10 protein-coding genes are annotated in these 16,833 nt (G+C 70.5%); 6 read left to right on the forward strand and 4 right to left on the reverse strand.

All coding sequences use genetic code 11. From position 1 onward, the window contains the following. Window positions 1-80: 80 nt before the first annotated feature. From OG811_RS04915 to OG811_RS04925, 3 genes are all read left to right on the forward strand, one after another. Window positions 81-674, forward strand: a complete 594-nt coding sequence (locus OG811_RS04915) for a hypothetical protein (RefSeq protein ID WP_406072457.1) — start codon at window positions 81-83, stop codon at window positions 672-674. An 11-nt stretch (window positions 675-685) separates the two neighbouring features. Next, window positions 686-1,615: a hypothetical protein gene (locus OG811_RS04920; protein ID WP_406072459.1), complete on the forward strand. Its 930-nt coding sequence runs from the start codon at window positions 686-688 to the stop codon at window positions 1,613-1,615. A gap of 284 nt (window positions 1,616-1,899) precedes the next feature. Continuing rightward, complete coding sequence (locus OG811_RS04925) at window positions 1,900-2,286, forward strand: hypothetical protein (protein WP_406072460.1); 387 nt, start codon at window positions 1,900-1,902, stop codon at window positions 2,284-2,286. 118 nt (window positions 2,287-2,404) lie between these two features. Here OG811_RS04925 and OG811_RS04930 read toward each other — a convergent pair whose 3' ends face one another. Then, the gene (locus tag OG811_RS04930; RefSeq protein ID WP_406072462.1) at window positions 2,405-4,198 is read right to left on the reverse strand and encodes a glycoside hydrolase family 6 protein; all 1,794 of its coding nucleotides are present in this window, start codon (window positions 4,196-4,198) and stop codon (window positions 2,405-2,407) included. Window positions 4,199-4,811: 613 nt separating this feature from the next. Between OG811_RS04930 and OG811_RS04935 the strand changes: the two genes are divergently transcribed. Together OG811_RS04935 and OG811_RS04940 are read left to right on the forward strand one after the other, a co-directional pair. Further along, a complete protein-coding gene (locus tag OG811_RS04935) occupies window positions 4,812-6,047 on the forward strand; it encodes a hypothetical protein (protein WP_406072464.1) in 1,236 nt (411 codons plus the stop codon). Between the two features lies 1 nt (window position 6,048). After that, window positions 6,049-6,747, forward strand: coding sequence for a class F sortase (locus tag OG811_RS04940; RefSeq protein ID WP_406072466.1), 699 nt, complete (start codon window positions 6,049-6,051; stop codon window positions 6,745-6,747). Between the two features lie 72 nt (window positions 6,748-6,819). On the opposite strand, the gene OG811_RS04945 is transcribed toward OG811_RS04940, so the two are convergent. Further along, window positions 6,820-11,901: an NAD-glutamate dehydrogenase gene (locus OG811_RS04945; protein WP_406072468.1), complete on the reverse strand. Its 5,082-nt coding sequence runs from the start codon at window positions 11,899-11,901 to the stop codon at window positions 6,820-6,822. 290 nt (window positions 11,902-12,191) lie between these two features. Here OG811_RS04945 and OG811_RS04950 point away from each other — a divergent pair, with 290 nt between their 5' ends. Further along, complete coding sequence (locus OG811_RS04950) at window positions 12,192-14,156, forward strand: penicillin-binding transpeptidase domain-containing protein (protein WP_406072469.1); 1,965 nt, start codon at window positions 12,192-12,194, stop codon at window positions 14,154-14,156. 179 nt (window positions 14,157-14,335) lie between these two features. Here OG811_RS04950 and OG811_RS04955 read toward each other — a convergent pair whose 3' ends face one another. Together OG811_RS04955 and OG811_RS04960 are read right to left on the reverse strand one after the other, a co-directional pair. Then, a complete protein-coding gene (locus tag OG811_RS04955) occupies window positions 14,336-15,676 on the reverse strand; it encodes an arginase family protein (RefSeq protein ID WP_406072471.1) in 1,341 nt (446 codons plus the stop codon). A gap of 66 nt (window positions 15,677-15,742) precedes the next feature. Beyond that, entirely contained in the window at window positions 15,743-16,666 is a 924-nt protein-coding gene (locus OG811_RS04960) for a tetratricopeptide repeat protein (protein WP_406072472.1), read from the reverse strand. Window positions 16,667-16,833: the final 167 nt, after the last annotated feature.

Genomic DNA, 16,833 nt, shown 5'->3' on the forward strand with positions numbered 1-16,833 from the left:
GAATCGGACGAGGAAAGTTCCCCGGATCGGGATTGGCGATCAGTGCGCGGAGGGAATACCAGGTGACGAAGGAGGAGCCCATGTCGCCCACGCAGGTAATCGTCATCGTGCTCGTCGTGCTGGTGATCGTCGCGGTGCTGGCCGTGGCCGCCCGGGCGCTCAGCCGCCGTCGCGCACTGCGCAACCGGTTCGGGCCGGAGTACGACCGAATGGTGGCGGAACAGGACAGCCGGTCCGCCGCGGAGCGCGAACTGCGCGACCGGGAACGCCGGCATGCCGAGCTCACGCTCACCCCACTCAGCCCGGAGTCCCGGGCCCGCTACAGCGCCGCCTGGGAGGAACTCCAGGTCCGCTTCATCGACTCGCCCGGCGACACCGTGGGCGACGCGGACGAACTGGTCACCCGGCTCATCGAGGAGCAGGGCTACCCGACCGGGGACTTCTCCGATCAGATCGCCCACCTCTCCGTCGAGCACGCCCGCACGCTGACCAACTACCGGGACGCGCACGAGATCCACCTGCGCAACTCCCGGGGCGAGGCCAGCACCGAGGAGCTACGGCAGGCGGTCGTGCACTACCGGGCACTCTTCGCCGACCTGCTCGGCGAGGAGCCGGTCGGTCACCGTACGCCCGAACAGCGCCACCACCCGGACCACGACGCCACGAGCCGCTGAGGAGGCCACCGATGCGCCAGGAAGAGCAGCAGGTGAGCAACGACCACCCGGAGGCCGCCCGATCCGCGCCCGCCCCGGTACCACCGTCCGGCGACCGGGCCGGCCGCTCGGACATACCTGAGGACGCCCTCGACGAGCGGGGCACCTTCGACGACCAGACCGCCGGCCGCGAGCGGACGAACGGCACCGAACGGGATGCCGTGTACGACACGGCCGACGACGAGCGGGCCGACGACTCCGATCCGCGCCACCGGCGGGACGACCGGTCCACCGACGAGGGCGGTTTCAACGAGCCGGGGCCACTGCCGACGGTGTTCGGCGCCACCACGGTGGCCGACGCGGTGGCCGCCTCCGCGCTGGCCAGCCCCAACCCGCAGGATCAGTCGGACCCCCGGGCCGAGCGGACGGCCCAGCCGGAAGACGGTGTCGACAACGGCGAGCGGGTGGGTCTGCGGGCCGACCCCACGGCCGAGTTGCACCGCCGCGACACGGACGTCGACGATGACGGCCGCGTCGATGCCGACGACCAGGTCGATACCGTTGGCTACGGCAGCGCGACACCGGACATGGTCGATCCGGACGCGGACGGCGAGCCGGTCACCACCGACGGCACGGCAACCTCGCTGGAGTCAGCCGGGACGTCCCGACCCGCCGGGTCGACCGTCGCGGCGGAGCCGGCCACCCTCCTCGACGCGGACACCGCGCAGGGGTTCCGGGACCGTTGGCGGGACGTGCAGCTGCGCTTCGTGGACGATCCGCACGCCGCGGCCGGCGAGGCGCAGTCGCTGGTGGAAGAGGCGATCCAGGCGCTCGCCTCGGCCTTGGCCGCGCAGAAGAACACGCTGGGCGGATGGCAGGACACCGGCTCGGCGGACACCGAGCAACTGCGGATGGCGGTACGCCGCTACCGGGACTTCCTGGACCGCGTACTGGGTCGCTGAGCGACGCACCCGAAGACGCCCCGGCCAGTCGGCCGGGGCGTCCTGGTGTCGGTGATCGGTGGTGTCTGACCGATTCGACAACCGAGAGGAAAGGGGTCGGCAGATGGACAACCACAGCCAGCCGGCACCGGATCCGCTGCTCGACGAGGCGCAGGCGGAGCAGCGGCGCCCCGCCGCGGCCCGGCGCAGCCCGGCATCTGACGGCCGGTCGGTGCGGCATGAGCGCGGCACCAGGGGGTACGCGAGGAAAATCAGGCACCGTGTCGGACCCAGGAGGCAGCACCATGACCGATCGCGATCGCCAACCGCCGTTGGAGGACAGCCCGGAGGTGGCCTCGGCCGTGGATGATGACACCAGCGTTGCGCAGCTGCGGACCGGCGGTGGCCCCGACCGGGACACCCCGACCTTCTCCGAGCCCTGCAGCCGGCCGGACGACCTCGCGCCGGGCGCCGACGAGCTGATCGGTGACCCCTACGCTGCCGGCACCGGGGCGACAGGTACGGGCACCGGCGCTGGCGGGGACAACATCCGCACCGGCGCGGAGCAGCCCTGGGAGCCGGAGGATCTGGTGATGGCCCGCGGGCAGGACCTCACTCCGGAGAACCTGGACAAGGCCCGCCGCGACCTGGCCGAGCAGGGTCGGGCGGCGATCGAGCGCACCGTGCCCTGACCGGGCACGAGGGGGGTCCCCGACCCGACCGTGATGGTCGGGCCGGGGACCCGGGGGAACCTGCCGCCGGCGGTGCCTCACCTACCGCCGGCGGCGGGTGGTTGCGGAAGCGATCCGGTCAGAGCGCCGGGTACGCGTTGCGCATGAGCTCCTGGAACTGGGCGGAGAACCACGCGCCGGAGATCGGCGCGTTCGCCAGCGCTCCGGACGGGCTGTTGCCGTTGCGGGCGTTGCCGCCGTACGTCGGGTCGCACATCCGGTCGAAGCCCTTGCCCTCGTTGTTCGGGATCTCCTTGCTGGAGCCGTCCGACTCACCCGGAGGCTTCACCCAGACGTAGGCGTCGATGCCGGCCTCCGGGTTGGCCCGGGGACGCTCGCCGAGGCCGGCACCGGCCTGGTTGCACCAGTTGCCGAGGTGGGCCCGTCGGTCGATGCGGCCCCCGTTGACATACGTGTCGACGCTGGTCGTCGCGCCCGGTCCGGTGGGCCGCGCGGAGCCACCCCAGCCGTTGCGGGAGGTGTCGATCAGCATGCCGATGCCGGAGTTGAAGCCGATCGAGACGAGCTTGTCGCGGAACGCCTGGGCGAACGACAGCTCGTCGACGTAGTAGTTCCAGTCGACCCACTTGGACTGCCGCACCGTCTGGCCGTTCACGTTGTCGGTGACCTTGAAGTACGGCTCGCGCAGCGCCGAGTAGTTCGCCGTGTTGACGATGAACCCGTGCACGTTGTTGACCGTGCTGCCGGAGGCGACCGCGGCGGTCTTCAGAATGTCGGCGGTCGGGCCGAAGTTGGTGTCCCAACCGAGCCAACCGTGGTGACCGGCGTCGATGTAGTTGTAGACGTTGCCGATCGAACCGAGCTTGGCGAGGGCGTAGCCGACACCGTTGACGTACGCGCCGTTGGCCTTGACCGTGTCGCACATGACCGTGCCGCCGGCCTGACCGGAGGTGTTGGTGATCAGGTTGGGCAGCGAGTCGATCTCGATGATGTTGATGATCCGCAGGTTGCGGTACTTGGCGTCGCTCTGGATCGCGGCGATCGGGTCGATGTACTCGGCCTTGTACCGGGGCAGGTCGTTCGGGCCCAGCTCACCGTTGGAGGCGAGTGCGGAGCAGTCCCGGCCGGGCAGGTTGTAGATCACGAACTGGATGTACCCTGCGCCCTGGCGCAGCGCCTCGTCCAGGTGCTGACGCACGCCGAAGGCGCCGTTGGAGCTGCTGTTCGGAGTGCCGTTGATCGCGGCGATCCGGTCCAGCCACACGGCGGTCGGGTTGTTGGAGACCCGGCTTCCGCCGGCCTCGGCGTCCGCCTTGGCCTTCCACTCCGGGTTCACGTAGCCGCGTGCCCCGGCGTACGGGTTGTCCACCTTCGTCCCCGGCGGCGGGGTGGTGGGCGGGGGCGTGGTGGGCGGCGGGGTGGTGGGCGGGGGCGTGGTGGGCGGCGGGGTGGTCGGCGGGGGCGTGGTGGGCGGCGGAGTGGTACCACCGTTGCAGACCACGCCGTTGAGAGTGAACGAGGTCGGCTTCGGGTTGCTGCCGCTCCACGTGCCGTTGAAGCCGAGGCTCGTCGACGCGCCGGTGGCGAGGCTGCCGTTGTAGGACAGGCTGCGCGCGGTCACCTGGCTGCCGGACTGACTGAAGTCGGCCGACCAGCCCTGCTGCACCCGCTGGCTGGAGTTGGGGAAGGTCCAGCCCAACGTCCAGCCGTTGATCGGGTCACCGAGGTTCTTGATGGTGATGTTCGCGGTGAAGCCGCCGGGCCAGTCGTTGGTCGAGTAGGCGACGTCACACTGCGTCGCGGCCTGTGCCGCGGTAACCGGGATTGTCACCAACCCGCCGGCGACCAGGACGCCCGCACCGGCGAGCGCTAGGGTCCGGCGTTGGCCGGACAGCCTTCTCCACACATTCATGCCACTGATCTCCTTGGGCGAGACCGGGCTCGCATACGGCCCGGCGAGACGGCCCGGTGGGCGTCCTGTACGGACGGCCGCCGGCACCAACAGGATTTTTCGGGGTGCCCGACCCGGACGGGCATTGGTGGTGGCGCACGACCGGCGCAACGACCGGTCGATCTGTGGCGGGACGTCGCCCGGTGAACCGGTGCCCTCGACTCCCCTGCCTGCGCGGTTTGGCTTCCCGAACCGCGTGCGCCGATTCTTGCATGGGAGCGCTTCCATGGCAATGGCTCGATACATGGGCGGGCGCAAGGCCAACCTGGAACCCGTTTCGGACGATACCTCCGAGTGCGCCCGACCGGCACGTGCGAGACCGGCACCGCCGCTACCGGACGACCGGGGCAGGCGGGGAACGGCGAGCACGGAACACCGCGGGCCGCGCGGAAAGACGTTCACCGCCCGAGACGACGCGCGGCACGGCGAAAGCGGCGTAGCACGCCTTCTCCTCCTACTCGCACCAAAGGTTAAAACGCGAATCTTTCGCTTCAAAGGTCATGAAACCGTCTAACGTCGGTCTTAGCTCGGTTGTCACCGGGCTCAGGACAACAGGGATGGAGTGACGCAGGTCATGGCTAAGAAGATGCTCGGGAAAGTCGTTGCGGGTGCGGCGCTCGGCGGCGCATCGCTCCTGGTGTTCGCGCCGGGGATCGCGTTCGCCAACGGCCACGACGACAGCAGCGACGGCAAGGTCTACGCCAAGCCGCACGTCGTCAAGGCCGGCGACGAGGTCAAGCTCCTCGAGATCTGCCCGGATCGGCAGGAGCACGCGTTCGTGTGGTCCAAGGTCACCGGCAAGGTCAAGCTCAAGCCGGCCGACGAAGGCCGGGGCGAGGACCGCGAGTGGCGCGAGGAGGAGGACTCCTACGACCACGACAAGGGCAAGGACGAGCACGGCAAGGACGACAAGGGCAAGGACCACGAGGGCAAGGACCACGAGGGCAAGGACGAAAACGGCAAGGACGAAAACGGCAAGGACGAGCGCGGCAAGGACGACAAGGGCAAGGACCACGAGGGCAAGGACGAAAACGGCAAGGACGAGCACGGCAAGGACGACAAGGGCAAGGACGACAAGGGCAAGGACCACGAGGGCAAGGACGAAAACGGCAAGGACGAGCACGGCAAGGACGAAAACGGCAAGGACGAGCAGCCGCCCGCCGCCCAGCCCGGTGGCCAGGGTGGCGGCGCTGCCGCCGACGCCCATGGCGACGAGGACAGCAAGGACTGGAAGGGCGAGGAGCACGGCCAGGACGCGGAAGACAGCCGCGACAAGAAGGACTGGGAGTCCAAGGACGAAGGCAAGAAGGACTGGGAGTCCAAGGACGAAGGCAAGAAGGACTGGGAGTCCAAGGACGAAGGCAAGAAGGACTGGGAGTCCAAGGACGAAGGCAAGAAGGACTGGGAGTCCAAGGGCCACGGCTCGGACGAGCACGGCTCCGACAAGGGCCGGGAGAACAAGGGCCACGACTCCGACGAGTACGGCTCCGACAAGGGCCGGGAGTCCAAGGACGAAGACTTTGACGAGCGCGGCTCGGACAAGGGCTGGGAGAAGGAGCGCGAGTTCGTCTACTACGGCGAGGCCAAGGTCGACAAGGACGCGAAGCCGGGCCGCTACGAGCTCAAGGGCTCGTGCGGCGAGGGCGAGCTCGTCGTGCTGCCGCACGGCGGCGTCGACGGTGGTGACGGTGGCGCCAGCACCGGCACCAACCGTGGCCTGGCCACCGGCGGGGCGAGCCTGCTCGGCGCTGCCGCGCTGGGCGGGATCGTGCTGATGCGTCGTCGGCGGACCGATGGTTCGCTCGTCTGACGTGACGACGACACGGGCCGGCGGCCGTCACGGGAGACCGTGGCGTGCCGCCGGCGCGGCCGTCGTCGTCACCATGGCTACGATCGGCGCCGGCATGATCGGCGTTGCCCTGGAGACCACGCCCGCTCCCCGACCGCCGCAGCCGCTGGCCCAGGCCGGTCCCGAGGTCACCGGGGGGTCCACCGCAAACGACGCTCTGACGATCGACGGGCAGCCGGTCGGCCAGGGGGCGCCAGCTGGGATGGCCCGTTCGGCACCGACCAGCATCGAGATCCCCCGGATCGGTGTCGACGCGACGATCATGTCGTTGGGCACCAACCCGGACGGCACCGTCCAGGTTCCCCCGCTCAAACAGGCCGACCAGGCCGGTTGGTACGAGTCAGGCGCGAGCCCCGGCGAGACCGGCAACGCGGTGATCGTCGGGCACGTGGACTCGGCGGTACTCGGCCCGGCCGTCTTCTTCGACCTCGGAGCCCTCACCCCCGGCGACACCGTCACCGTGCGGCGGACCGACGGACTGGCGGCCACCTTCAAGGTCGACTCGGTGAAGTCGTACCCAAAGACCGCCTTCCCCAACGAGCTGGTGTACGGGCCCAGCGACCGGCCCAGCCTGCGGGTGGTCACCTGCGGCGGCGAGTTCGACAAGGCCGCCAAGAGCTACCTGGACAACGTGATCGTCTTCGCCACCCTGGTGGCGTGACCCGCGGCGTACGAACGCGGCCCGGCCGGTCGGGGTGACCCGATCGGCCGGACCGCGTCCGGCGTACCTGACTCAGACGGCTGCGGACGTCCGCACCAGGGTGCGGATCTGGCGCAGCAGCACCGACAGGGCGGCGAGATCCGCCCGTGACTCGTCGAACTCCCCCATCGCCTGCCGGGCGCGGTGGATCGACGTGGCGTTCGACTGCTCCCACTGCTGCACCCGCTCGTGCGGCGGCAGGTCGCCCGGAGTGGAGTCGAGCACCTCCGCGGTGAGCGCGGCCAGCGCGGCGTACAGGTCGTACCGCAGCGCCATCCGGGCCAGCGTCTGCCAGCGGTCCTCCCTCGGCAGCAGGGAGATCTTCGACAGCAGCGAGTCCACCCGGAACAGGTCGGACAGCACGAAGTAGACCGAGGCCACCTCGCCGACGTCCCGTCCGCTGCTGTTCGCCGTCTCCACCACGTCCATCAGACCGAAGCTGTACATCAACCGGGTCGCCCGCTCCGCCAGCTCGCGGGGCAGCCCACGCTCGGTCATCGAGTCCATGTGCGCGACGATGCCCTGCCGCTCGTTGCCGTAGGACAGCTCCTCGAGCCTTGGCAGCAGCCGAGCGACCCCGTCGCGCAGCCGGGCAATCTCGGCCGGCACGTCGATTGGCGAGCGCCGGTTGGAGACCAGCCACCGCACCGCCCGGTCGAGCAGCCGGCGGGTGTCCAGGTAGACGGTGGTCTGCAGCTCCGGCGCAACCTTGTTGTCCAGCGCCTCGACCGCGTCCCACAGGTCGCGTAGGCCGAACACCTCGCTGACCACCACGTAGGCCCGGATCACGTCCGCCGCGCTGGCCGCGGTCTCTTCGACCACCCGGAAGATGAACGAGATGCCGCCTCGGTTGATCGCCTCGTTGACGAGCACGGTGGTGACGATGTCCCGGCGCAGCCGGTGCCGGCCCATCCGGTCGGCGAACCGTTCGCGCATCGGCGTCGGGAAGTAGTTGACCAGGACCTCGGTCGTCCACTCCTCATCGGCCAGACCCTCGGTGAGGATCTCCCGCTCCAGGACGATCTTCACGTACGCGAGCAGCACCGCGAACTCCGGCGCGGTCAGCCCGGATTCGTTGCGGACCGCCAGCTCCTCGTCCGGCGGCAGCGCCTCCAGCGACCGGTCCAACGCGCCCGAGCGCTCCAGCTCGCTGATCATCCGCCGGTGCACCGGGAGCAGCGAGGCGGCCTGGGCCTGGGCGTTGTTGATCGCCCGAGCCTGGTCGTAGTTGTCCCGCAACACCAGCTCGGCGACCTCATCGGTCATCCCGGCCAGCAGCTCGTCCCGGTCGGCCGTGGTCAACTCCCCGTCGGCCACCGCAGTGTTCAGCAGGATCTTGATGTTCACCTCGTGGTCGGAGGTGTCCACCCCGGCCGCGTTGTCGATGAAGTCGGAGAAGATCCGGCCGCCGGTCAACGCGTACTCGATCCGGCCGAGCTGGGTCCAGCCCAGGTTGCCGCCCTCGCCCGCCACCCGGCAGCGCAGGTTGCGCCCGTCCACCCGGATCGCGTCGTTGGACTTGTCGCCCACCTCGGCGTTGGTCTGCGTGGACGCCTTGATGTAGGTGCCGATGCCGCCGTTCCAGAACAGGTCGACCGGCGCGGTGAGGATCGCCTTCATCAGCTCCTGTGGCGACATCTGCGTCACGTCGTCGTCCAGACCGATCGCCGCCCGCACCTGCGGGGTGATCGGGATGGACTTGGCGGTACGCGAGAAGACGCCGCCGCCGGCCGAGATCAGCTCCGGGTTGTAGTCCTCCCAGGACGATCTGGGCACGTTGAACAGCCGCTTGCGCTCGGCGTGCGAGGTGGCCGCGTCCGGCTCCGGATCCAGGAAGATGTGCCGGTGGTCGAAGGCGGCCACCAGCCGGATGTGCTCGGAGAGCAGCATGCCGTTGCCGAACACGTCGCCGGACATGTCGCCGACACCGACCACGGTGAAGTCCTGGGTCTGGGTGTCCAGGCCCAACTCCCGGAAGTGCCGCTTGACCGACTCCCAGGCGCCCCGCGCGGTGATGCCCATCTTCTTGTGGTCATAGCCGGCCGAACCGCCGGAGGCGAACGCGTCGCCCATCCAGAAGTTGTGGGTCGCGGAAATCTCGTTGGCGATGTCGGAGAACGAGGCGGTGCCCTTGTCCGCCGCCACCACCAGGTACGGGTCGTCGCCGTCGTGCCGGACCACGTCCTCGGGCGGCACGATCTGCCCGCCGACGATGTTGTCGGTGACGTCCAGCATCGCGCCGACGAACTCCTGGTAGCAGGCGACCGCCTCGTCCCGGTCGCCCGGCTTCTGCTTGAGCACGAAGCCGCCCTTGGCGCCCACCGGCACGATCACGGTGTTCTTCACCATCTGCGCCTTGACCAGGCCGAGCACCTCGGTACGGAAGTCCTCCCGACGGTCGGACCAGCGCAACCCACCCCGGGCCACCGGCCCGAACCGCAGGTGCACACCCTCGAACCGGGGCGAGTAGACGAAGATCTCGAACTTCGGCCGCGGCGCCGGCAGGTCCGGGATGGTCTGTGGGTCGAGCTTGAACGCCACGTACGCCTTCGGTCGCCCGTCGGCGCGCTTCTGGTAGAAGCTCGTCCGCAGGGTCGCCTCGATCACCGTCAGGTACGAGCGCAGGATCCGATCCTGATCGAGGCTGGCCACGTCGTCCAGCGCACCCCGGATCGACTCCACCAGCTCACCGCTGCGCTGCTGACGCTGCTCGGGGCTGAGCTCGCCCGGCGCGAACCGGGCCTCGAACAGCTCCACCAGCAACGCGGCGACCTTCGGGTACGCGATGAAGGTCTGCTCCATGTAGTCCTGCGAGAAGACCGTGCCAGCCTGCCGCAGATACTTCGCGTACGCCCGCAGCACCACCACCTGCCGCCAGGTCAGCCCGCCCCGCAGCACCAGCTCGTTGAACCGGTCCACCTCGGCCTCGCCGCGCCAGGACGCCGCGAAGGCGTTCTCCACGTGCGGGCGCACCTCGGACAGCTCCTGATGTCCCTCGGGCAGCATCAGGCCGAAGTCGTACAGGTAGACCCGACCGTCGATCCGGTCCACCTCGTACGGGTGCTCGTCGACCACCCGTACGCCGAGTGAGTGCAGCACCGGCAGCACGGCGGAGAGCATCATCGGTTCGCCGTACCGGTAGATCTTGAACCGGACGTCCAGGGCCTCGGCCAGGTCCGCACCGGGCCCCCGGGTGCCGGACCGGGGTGCGAGCTGCTTGCGGAACAGGTGCATTTCCAGCTGGCCGGGCTCCTCCAGCAGCTCCAGCTTCGCCAGGTCCTTCATCGCCTCGTACGGCGTGTGCCCGTCCTTGTAGCCCTCCGGGAACGCGTCGGCGTACCGGGTGAACAGGTGCTTGGCCTGCTCGTCGCCGAGCTTGCGCTCCAGCACCAGCCGGTAGTCGTCGTCCCAGAGCCGGGTCGCGTCGGCCAACTCCTCGGCCAACAGGTCGGCGTCGATGTCGCCGGGCGGCCGGGTCGGGTCGGTACGGACGATGAAGTGCACCCGAGCCAGCATCGACTCGGTGACCCGGGTGGTGTAATCCACCCCGACACCGTTCAGCTCACGCAGCAGGATGTCCTGCATCCGTAGCCGGTTCTGCGTGGTGAACCGGTCCCGGGGCAGGTAGATCAGGCAGGAGATGAACCGCCCGTACGCGTCCCGACGCAGGAACACCCGCAGCTGCCGGCGGCCGGCCATCCGCAGCACACCGATCACCGCGTGGTAAAGGTCGTCGGTCTTGATCTGGAACAGCTCGTCGCGCGGGTAGGTCTCCAGGATCTGGATCAGATCCTTGCCGGAGTGGCTGCGCCGGCTCAAACCGGAGCGGTCCAGCACCTCGGCCACCTTGCGGCGTACCACTGGAAGCTCGCGGACGCTGGTCCGGTAGGCGGCCGTGGAGAACAGGCCCAGGAAGCGCCGCTCGCCGATCACCTCGCCGTCGGAGTTGAAGATCTTGAAGCCGATGTAGTCCAGGTACGCCGAGCGGTGCACGGTGGCCCGCGAGTTGGCCTTGGTGATGATGAGCAGGCGCTTCTCCAGCACCTTCTCGTGCGCCTCGGGCGTCATCGACGCCAGCGACCGGGCCTCCGGCGAATCGGAGCGCAGTATGCCCAGACCGGTGCCGAGTACCGCCTCCAACGCCTTGCCGTCGACCTGGTCGGCGGCGTCGCCGCCGGGGGCGCCCACCAGCCGGTACTCGCGGTAGCCGAGGAAGGTGAAGTGGTCCTGCGCGAGCCAGCGCAACAGCTCCACCGAGTCCGTGATGTCCTTCTCCGGCACCGGTGGGCGGTTGTCGGAGGTGCGGGCCGAGGCCAGCTCGTCGGCGAGTGCGAGGGCACGCTGACGCATCTTCGGCCAGTCCTCCACCGCCTCCCGCACATCGGTGAGCACCCGCTGCAACTCGCGGCGCAGCCGCTCCCGCTCGGCCGCGTCCCGGACCGGGTCGATCTCGATCCGCATCCAGCTCTCGATGATGTCGCCGGCGATCGCGTCATCCGGCTCCACGTCCGCGGAGACCTCGGTGAGCCGGCCCAACGGCTCGCGCCGGACCACCACGAGCGGGTGCACCAGCAGGTGCACATCCAGGTGGTACGAGTTGAGCAGCGCGGTCATTGAATCGACCAGGAACGGCATGTCGTCCGTGACGATCTCGACGACGGTGTGGTGCTGGTCGGCGTGCGGTTCATGGATCCGCAGCTTCAACTCGCCAGGCACCCGCTGCTGGGCAAGGTCCCGGTGTGCCCGGGCCGCATCGAGCATTTCTTCCGCCGTGAAGCCGACCAGTTCCTCATCCGGGGCGAACCGCCAGAAACGGCCGACAAGTGTCGCCGCGTCGTGGTCGTCCCCGGCGAGCGCGACAGCCTGGGCCACCAGGCGCTCCGCGTTGGGAACGGGTTCGTCGAGCTCGGCGTCCTCCACGTCGTCGGCCAATGCCTCATTGGGCAGGCCCATATCGTAGAGGGTGTCGATGCTCGACCCGGTCACCCCGGTGGCTCCCGTGTCGAGCCGGCCATAGCCGTCCCCGTCGGTCGCCGAATCGAAGCTGTCATCATCCCGGCCGGCGTCATCCTGCCGGAGGTCGGGTTCCGGTTTGATCGCCGGACGCCGGTCCATCGGTGCCACTCCCCTCGACCCACCGCGTTGTGGGTCACTCTGTCGTCCAGCCTAGGCCCTGCCGTTCTGCGCCTTTGTCGGCGGACCACTGACCAGACATCCGGATCGGGACTCTGTCCGTTCACCCGTTGCGGGTCCGAGGTTGACCGACTGCGGGATACCCCGCCACGCGATGTTCATCACACCGGCGCGGGCCTGTCTTTGGGCGCACCCGACTCGCTGCGGGACGCTGCGGACACCGTTGGCGTACTACCGTGCGGGGGCAGCCTGAAATCGGAAGGACCAGCTCCATGCCCCTGTCGTACCCCCGGCCGCACCGGCCGATTCCCGCCCGCCGGCTGGTTGCGGCCCTCAGCACGGCGCTGCTGACGGCCGGCGTTCTGGTCGGCTGTTCGGGAGACGACGGGCCGCAGCGCACCGTCGACGCCTTCCTCACCGGTTGGCGTAGCGGCGACCTCCAGGCGGTCGGCCTGATCGACCCGACCGGCACCAAGCTGCCGTCGACCGAGGTGACTCGCGAGATCAAGGAACTCTCCGGTGAGCTGGCGGCCACCCCGCCCACGCTGACGCGTCGCGGCGAGCCGAAGGTCGAGGCGGACATCGCGACCGCGACCGTCCAGGTGGAGTGGAACCTGCCCGGTCAGACCCGTTGGGCGTACGACCGGCAGGTACGTCTCGCTCAGGGCGACGGCGACCAGTGGCAGGTGATCTGGGAGCCGAGGGTGCTGCACGAGCAGCTCACCAAGGGCGACCGGTTGGGGCTGCGCCGCGACGCCAGCACCCGGGCCGGTGTGCTGGACGCCGCTGGGAAACCGATCGTGACTCCCCGCCCGGTGGTCCGGGTGGGCGTGCAGCCCAACGGTGTCGCCGATCTCAAGAAGCTGGTCAAGGACCTCGACGCGGCGTTCAAGGCGATCCGTCCGGCGCTGGTCCCCGCCGTCGACCTGGCCGACCTGCCCGAGCGGGTGGCCAAGGCCGACCCGGGCGCCTTCGTCGAGGTGGTGTCGCTCCGCGAGGAGGCGTACCTGCAGATCAAGCCCCGGATCTACGAACTGCCCGGCACCAAGTTCATCTCCGACAAGGTCGACCTGGCACCGACCCGGGAGTTCGCCCGGGCGGTGCTCGGCACAGTCGACCCGGCACAGGCCGACGACCTTACCGCGCACCCCGACCGGTACGTCGTCGGCGACCTGGTCGGGCACGGCGGGCTGCAGGGCCGCTACGACGAGCGGCTGCGCGGCGGCCCCGGGCTGACCGTGGTGGTCGAGCGTCCCGCCGAGGGCGGCAAGCTGGAATCCACCGGCACCGAGTTGTTCCGCCGGGAGCCGCAGCCCGGGCAGGCGCTGAAGACCACGCTGGACGTCGCCGTCCAGAACGCGGCCGACGGGGCGCTGCGCGCCGAGCCGCGCCGATCGGCTTTGGTGGCGCTCCGGATCAGCGACGGCGCCGTGCTCGCCGCGGCGAACGGCCCCGGGCCGGCCGGGGAAAATCTGGCCTTCGACGCCCAGGTGCCTCCGGGCTCCACCTTCAAGATGGTCAGCACGCTGGGCCTGCTGGACCGGGGCGCGGTCACTCTGGACGGGCCGGTGGACTGCAAGAAGACCTTCACCGTGGACGGCCGGTCCTTCAAGAACTCGGACAACTTCGAGCTGGGGTCGGTGCCGTTCCGCACCAACTTCGCCAAGTCCTGCAACACGGCGTTCGCCGCGCTGGCCCCGAAGCTCGGCGACGACGGGCTGGCCGCCGCCGGCCGCTCGCTGGGCCTGGAGGGTCAATGGGACCTCGGCACCGACGTCTTCACCGGCAAGGTGTCGACGGGCGGCAGCCTGGCCGAGCAGGCCGCGGCGTCGTTCGGCCAGGGCATGACGCTGGTCAGCCCGCTGGCCATGGCCGGTGCCACCGCCGCCGTCGCCCGAGGCCACTTCGAGCAGCCGAAGCTGCTGATCGACCCGGCGCCGGCCAAGCCAACCCCGGCGGGTGAGCAGCTGAAGCCGGAATCCGTCGCGGCGCTGCGCACGATGATGCGCGAGGTGGTCACCGCCGGCACCGGCAGCGCGCTCAAGGATGTGCCCGGCGAGGTCTACGGCAAGACCGGCACCGCCGAGTACGACAACAACCCGGCGAACACCCACGCCTGGTTCGTCGGTTGGCGGGGCGACGTGGCGTTCGCCGTCTTCGTGGAGAAGGGCGGCGCCAGCACGGCCTCAGCCGTCCCGATCGCCGAGCGCTTCCTCCGCGCCCTCCCGGCCCCCTGACCACCAGCGCCGCTCAGGCGCCGGACATGACTCCCCGCCCATCGCTCCCACGTTGATCCACTCCAGCTCATTGATATCGGGGTATCCCGTCAACCGGATGCCCCGATATCGCCAATGCCGTGTCGATCATGCCCGCGCACGGGTGGGACGGCCTGTGGCTGGGTGGGTGGGACGGTGGATCAGGCTGTGTCGGCGTTGGGGTGGTCGGCGGCGTCTGGCACCGGCGGCGACGGTCGCCGCAGCAGGCCTGGGCCCGCCGACGCGGGTGGTCCCACCGGCTCCCGCTCGGCCGCACCCACGCCCGACAGTGCCTCCGCACCCACGCCCGACGGCTCTTCCGGGCGCACGCCCGACGGCCCGACGGCGCGCAAGCCAGACGGCTCTCCCGCACGCACACTGGTCAGCTCTCCGGCACGCACGCCGGGCGGCTCGTCGTCGGCCGCCGAACCGGCATCGACGGAGAAGTCGGGCGGAGCGTACTCAGACTTGCCGCTGGGCGCGGTGCGCGGGCCGTTGAGTCGCTCGCTGGCGGCCGTGGTCCGGCCGTTACCGCGCCGCGGGCCGGGGGTCGGCCGGGCCGACAGCAGCCGGGACGGCACCGCTTCCGGGGCGGTGACCGGGGCGAGGCCGGCGACCACGGTGTTGACGATCTCGGCCGCGTACGAGCCGTCCGGGTCGTAGTCGGGGTCGAAGACGGTCAACTCCACGCCGAGGCAGTGCGGGGTGTCGACCAGCCCGGCGAGCAGGATCTCCAGCTCGGCGAAGGCGATCCCGCCCGGGTCGGGGGCGTCCACGGCGGGCATCACCGCGGGGTCGAGCACGTCCACGTCGATGTGCACCCAGTAGCCCGCGCAGTCGGCGAGCTGCTCGTGCGCCCACTGGGCCGTCCGGGCGGCGCCTTCGGCACGCAGCGCCGGCACCGGTCGGGTGGTGATCCCGGCGGCCTGGAGGTCGAGCCGGTACTCGTCCTGTGCACGGATGCCGAGCACCACCACGTCGATGTCGCGGAAGTAGGGCCGGCGCCCCTCCAACGCGGCCAGGTCGGCCTGCCCGCGCCCGGTGACGAGGGCCAGGTCCTCACCGGCGGCCGCGCCGACGTAGGAGGCGTTGCCGGGGTGCCGGAAGTCGGAGTGCCCGTCGACGAAGACCAGCCCGATCCGCCCGCCGACGGCCTCACCGAGGCGGTGCATGGCCAACGCCGAGCCGAGCAGCACGGAGCAGTCCCCGCCCAGCACCACCGGAAACTCGCCCCGGTCGATGATGGAGCCGATCCGTTCGGCGAGGGCCAGCGAGTAGTCGGCGATCTCCCGGGCGTGGCACACCCCGTCGCCGGGGCGCCAGTCGCCCGGGTCATACCGGGCCGGGGTGACGCAGCCCGCGTCGCGGGCGCGCAGCCGGGCCAGCAGGTCGTGGTCGCGCAGCGCGCCGGGTGCCTTGGCGCAACCGGGGACCGACGTGGACGTCGGCGGCCGCAGACCGAGATTTGTCGGCGCGTCGAGGACGGCGATCCGGCGCATCATGAGCTCCCGTCCTCGGTGGTCGGGCGGGCCGGCCGGAACGCCGGCCCGCGCTGGCGTGCTACGAACTCAGAACAGGGCGCTGGCCAGTGCCCGGCGCGCCGAGGCGACCGCCGGATCGTCCGGGCCGGCGATGGAGAAGAGCGAGACCAGGTGCTGACGGACCGTCTCGCGGTCCTCTCCGGCGGTGCGCCGGACCAGACCGACGAGCCGGGCGTACGCCTGCTCGGCCAGGCCGCTGAGCACCTCGATGTCGGCGGCCAACAACTGGGCGGCCACGTCGTCGGGGGTGCTCTCGGCAGCGGCCAGCGCGGCGGCAGGGTCGGCGCCGGCCACCCGGCGGGCCACCCCCACCTGGGCCAGCCCCGCCGTGGCCGCGGCGTCCGCTGGTGCGTCGGCCAGGATCTTCCGGTACGCCTGCTCGGCGGCGTCCAGGTCGCCGCTCATCAGCGCGTCGTCGGCCTCGTCGAGGCGGGGGTCCTCCGGCTCGGCGACGGACACGCCGCCGGCCTTGAGCACGGCCTGGATCCACTGCCGCAGCTGCGCCTCGGGCACCACCCCGGAGAAGGCGTCGACCGGCTGACCGCCGACGACCGCGTAGACCATCGGGATGCCCTGGACCCGGAACATCTGGGCGATTCGGGGATTTTCCTGCACGTCGACCCGGGCCAGCACCCAGGCGCCGCCGCCCTCGGCGTTCAGCCGCTCCAGCACCGGGGCGAACTCGTCGCTTTCCGGGAAGCCGGCCGCGCCGAAGAACACGACGACCGGCGTGGCCATCGAGCGTTCGAGCACGTCGGACTGGATGGTCGCCTCGGTGACGTCCACGATGGCGGTGTCACCGCCGGTGGTGGGCGCGCCGGGAACGCCGTTGGACGGGCCGCCCTGCGGGGGCGTGCCGGGGCGGGTACTTGCTGGTGCGGGGCCACGCAGCGTGCTGAGGTCGACCGCGCCGCGGGTAAAGATCGACGAGGTGATCCGTGGGTCGCTCATGGTTACCTAGTCTCGCACGTGAGCCCCCGATCTCTGCTCACCCGCAACCCCGACGTTGCAACTCTCACGCCGCAATCCCACCCCAACCCCAGACCCGCCCCAGACCCGCGCGATCTTGCACTTCCTGCCGCCGAAACGCGGCATTCGCCCCGCCTGTCGGGACAGCA

This window comes from Micromonospora sp. NBC_01638, assembly GCF_045209745.1.
Classification (GTDB): domain Bacteria; phylum Actinomycetota; class Actinomycetes; order Mycobacteriales; family Micromonosporaceae; genus Micromonospora.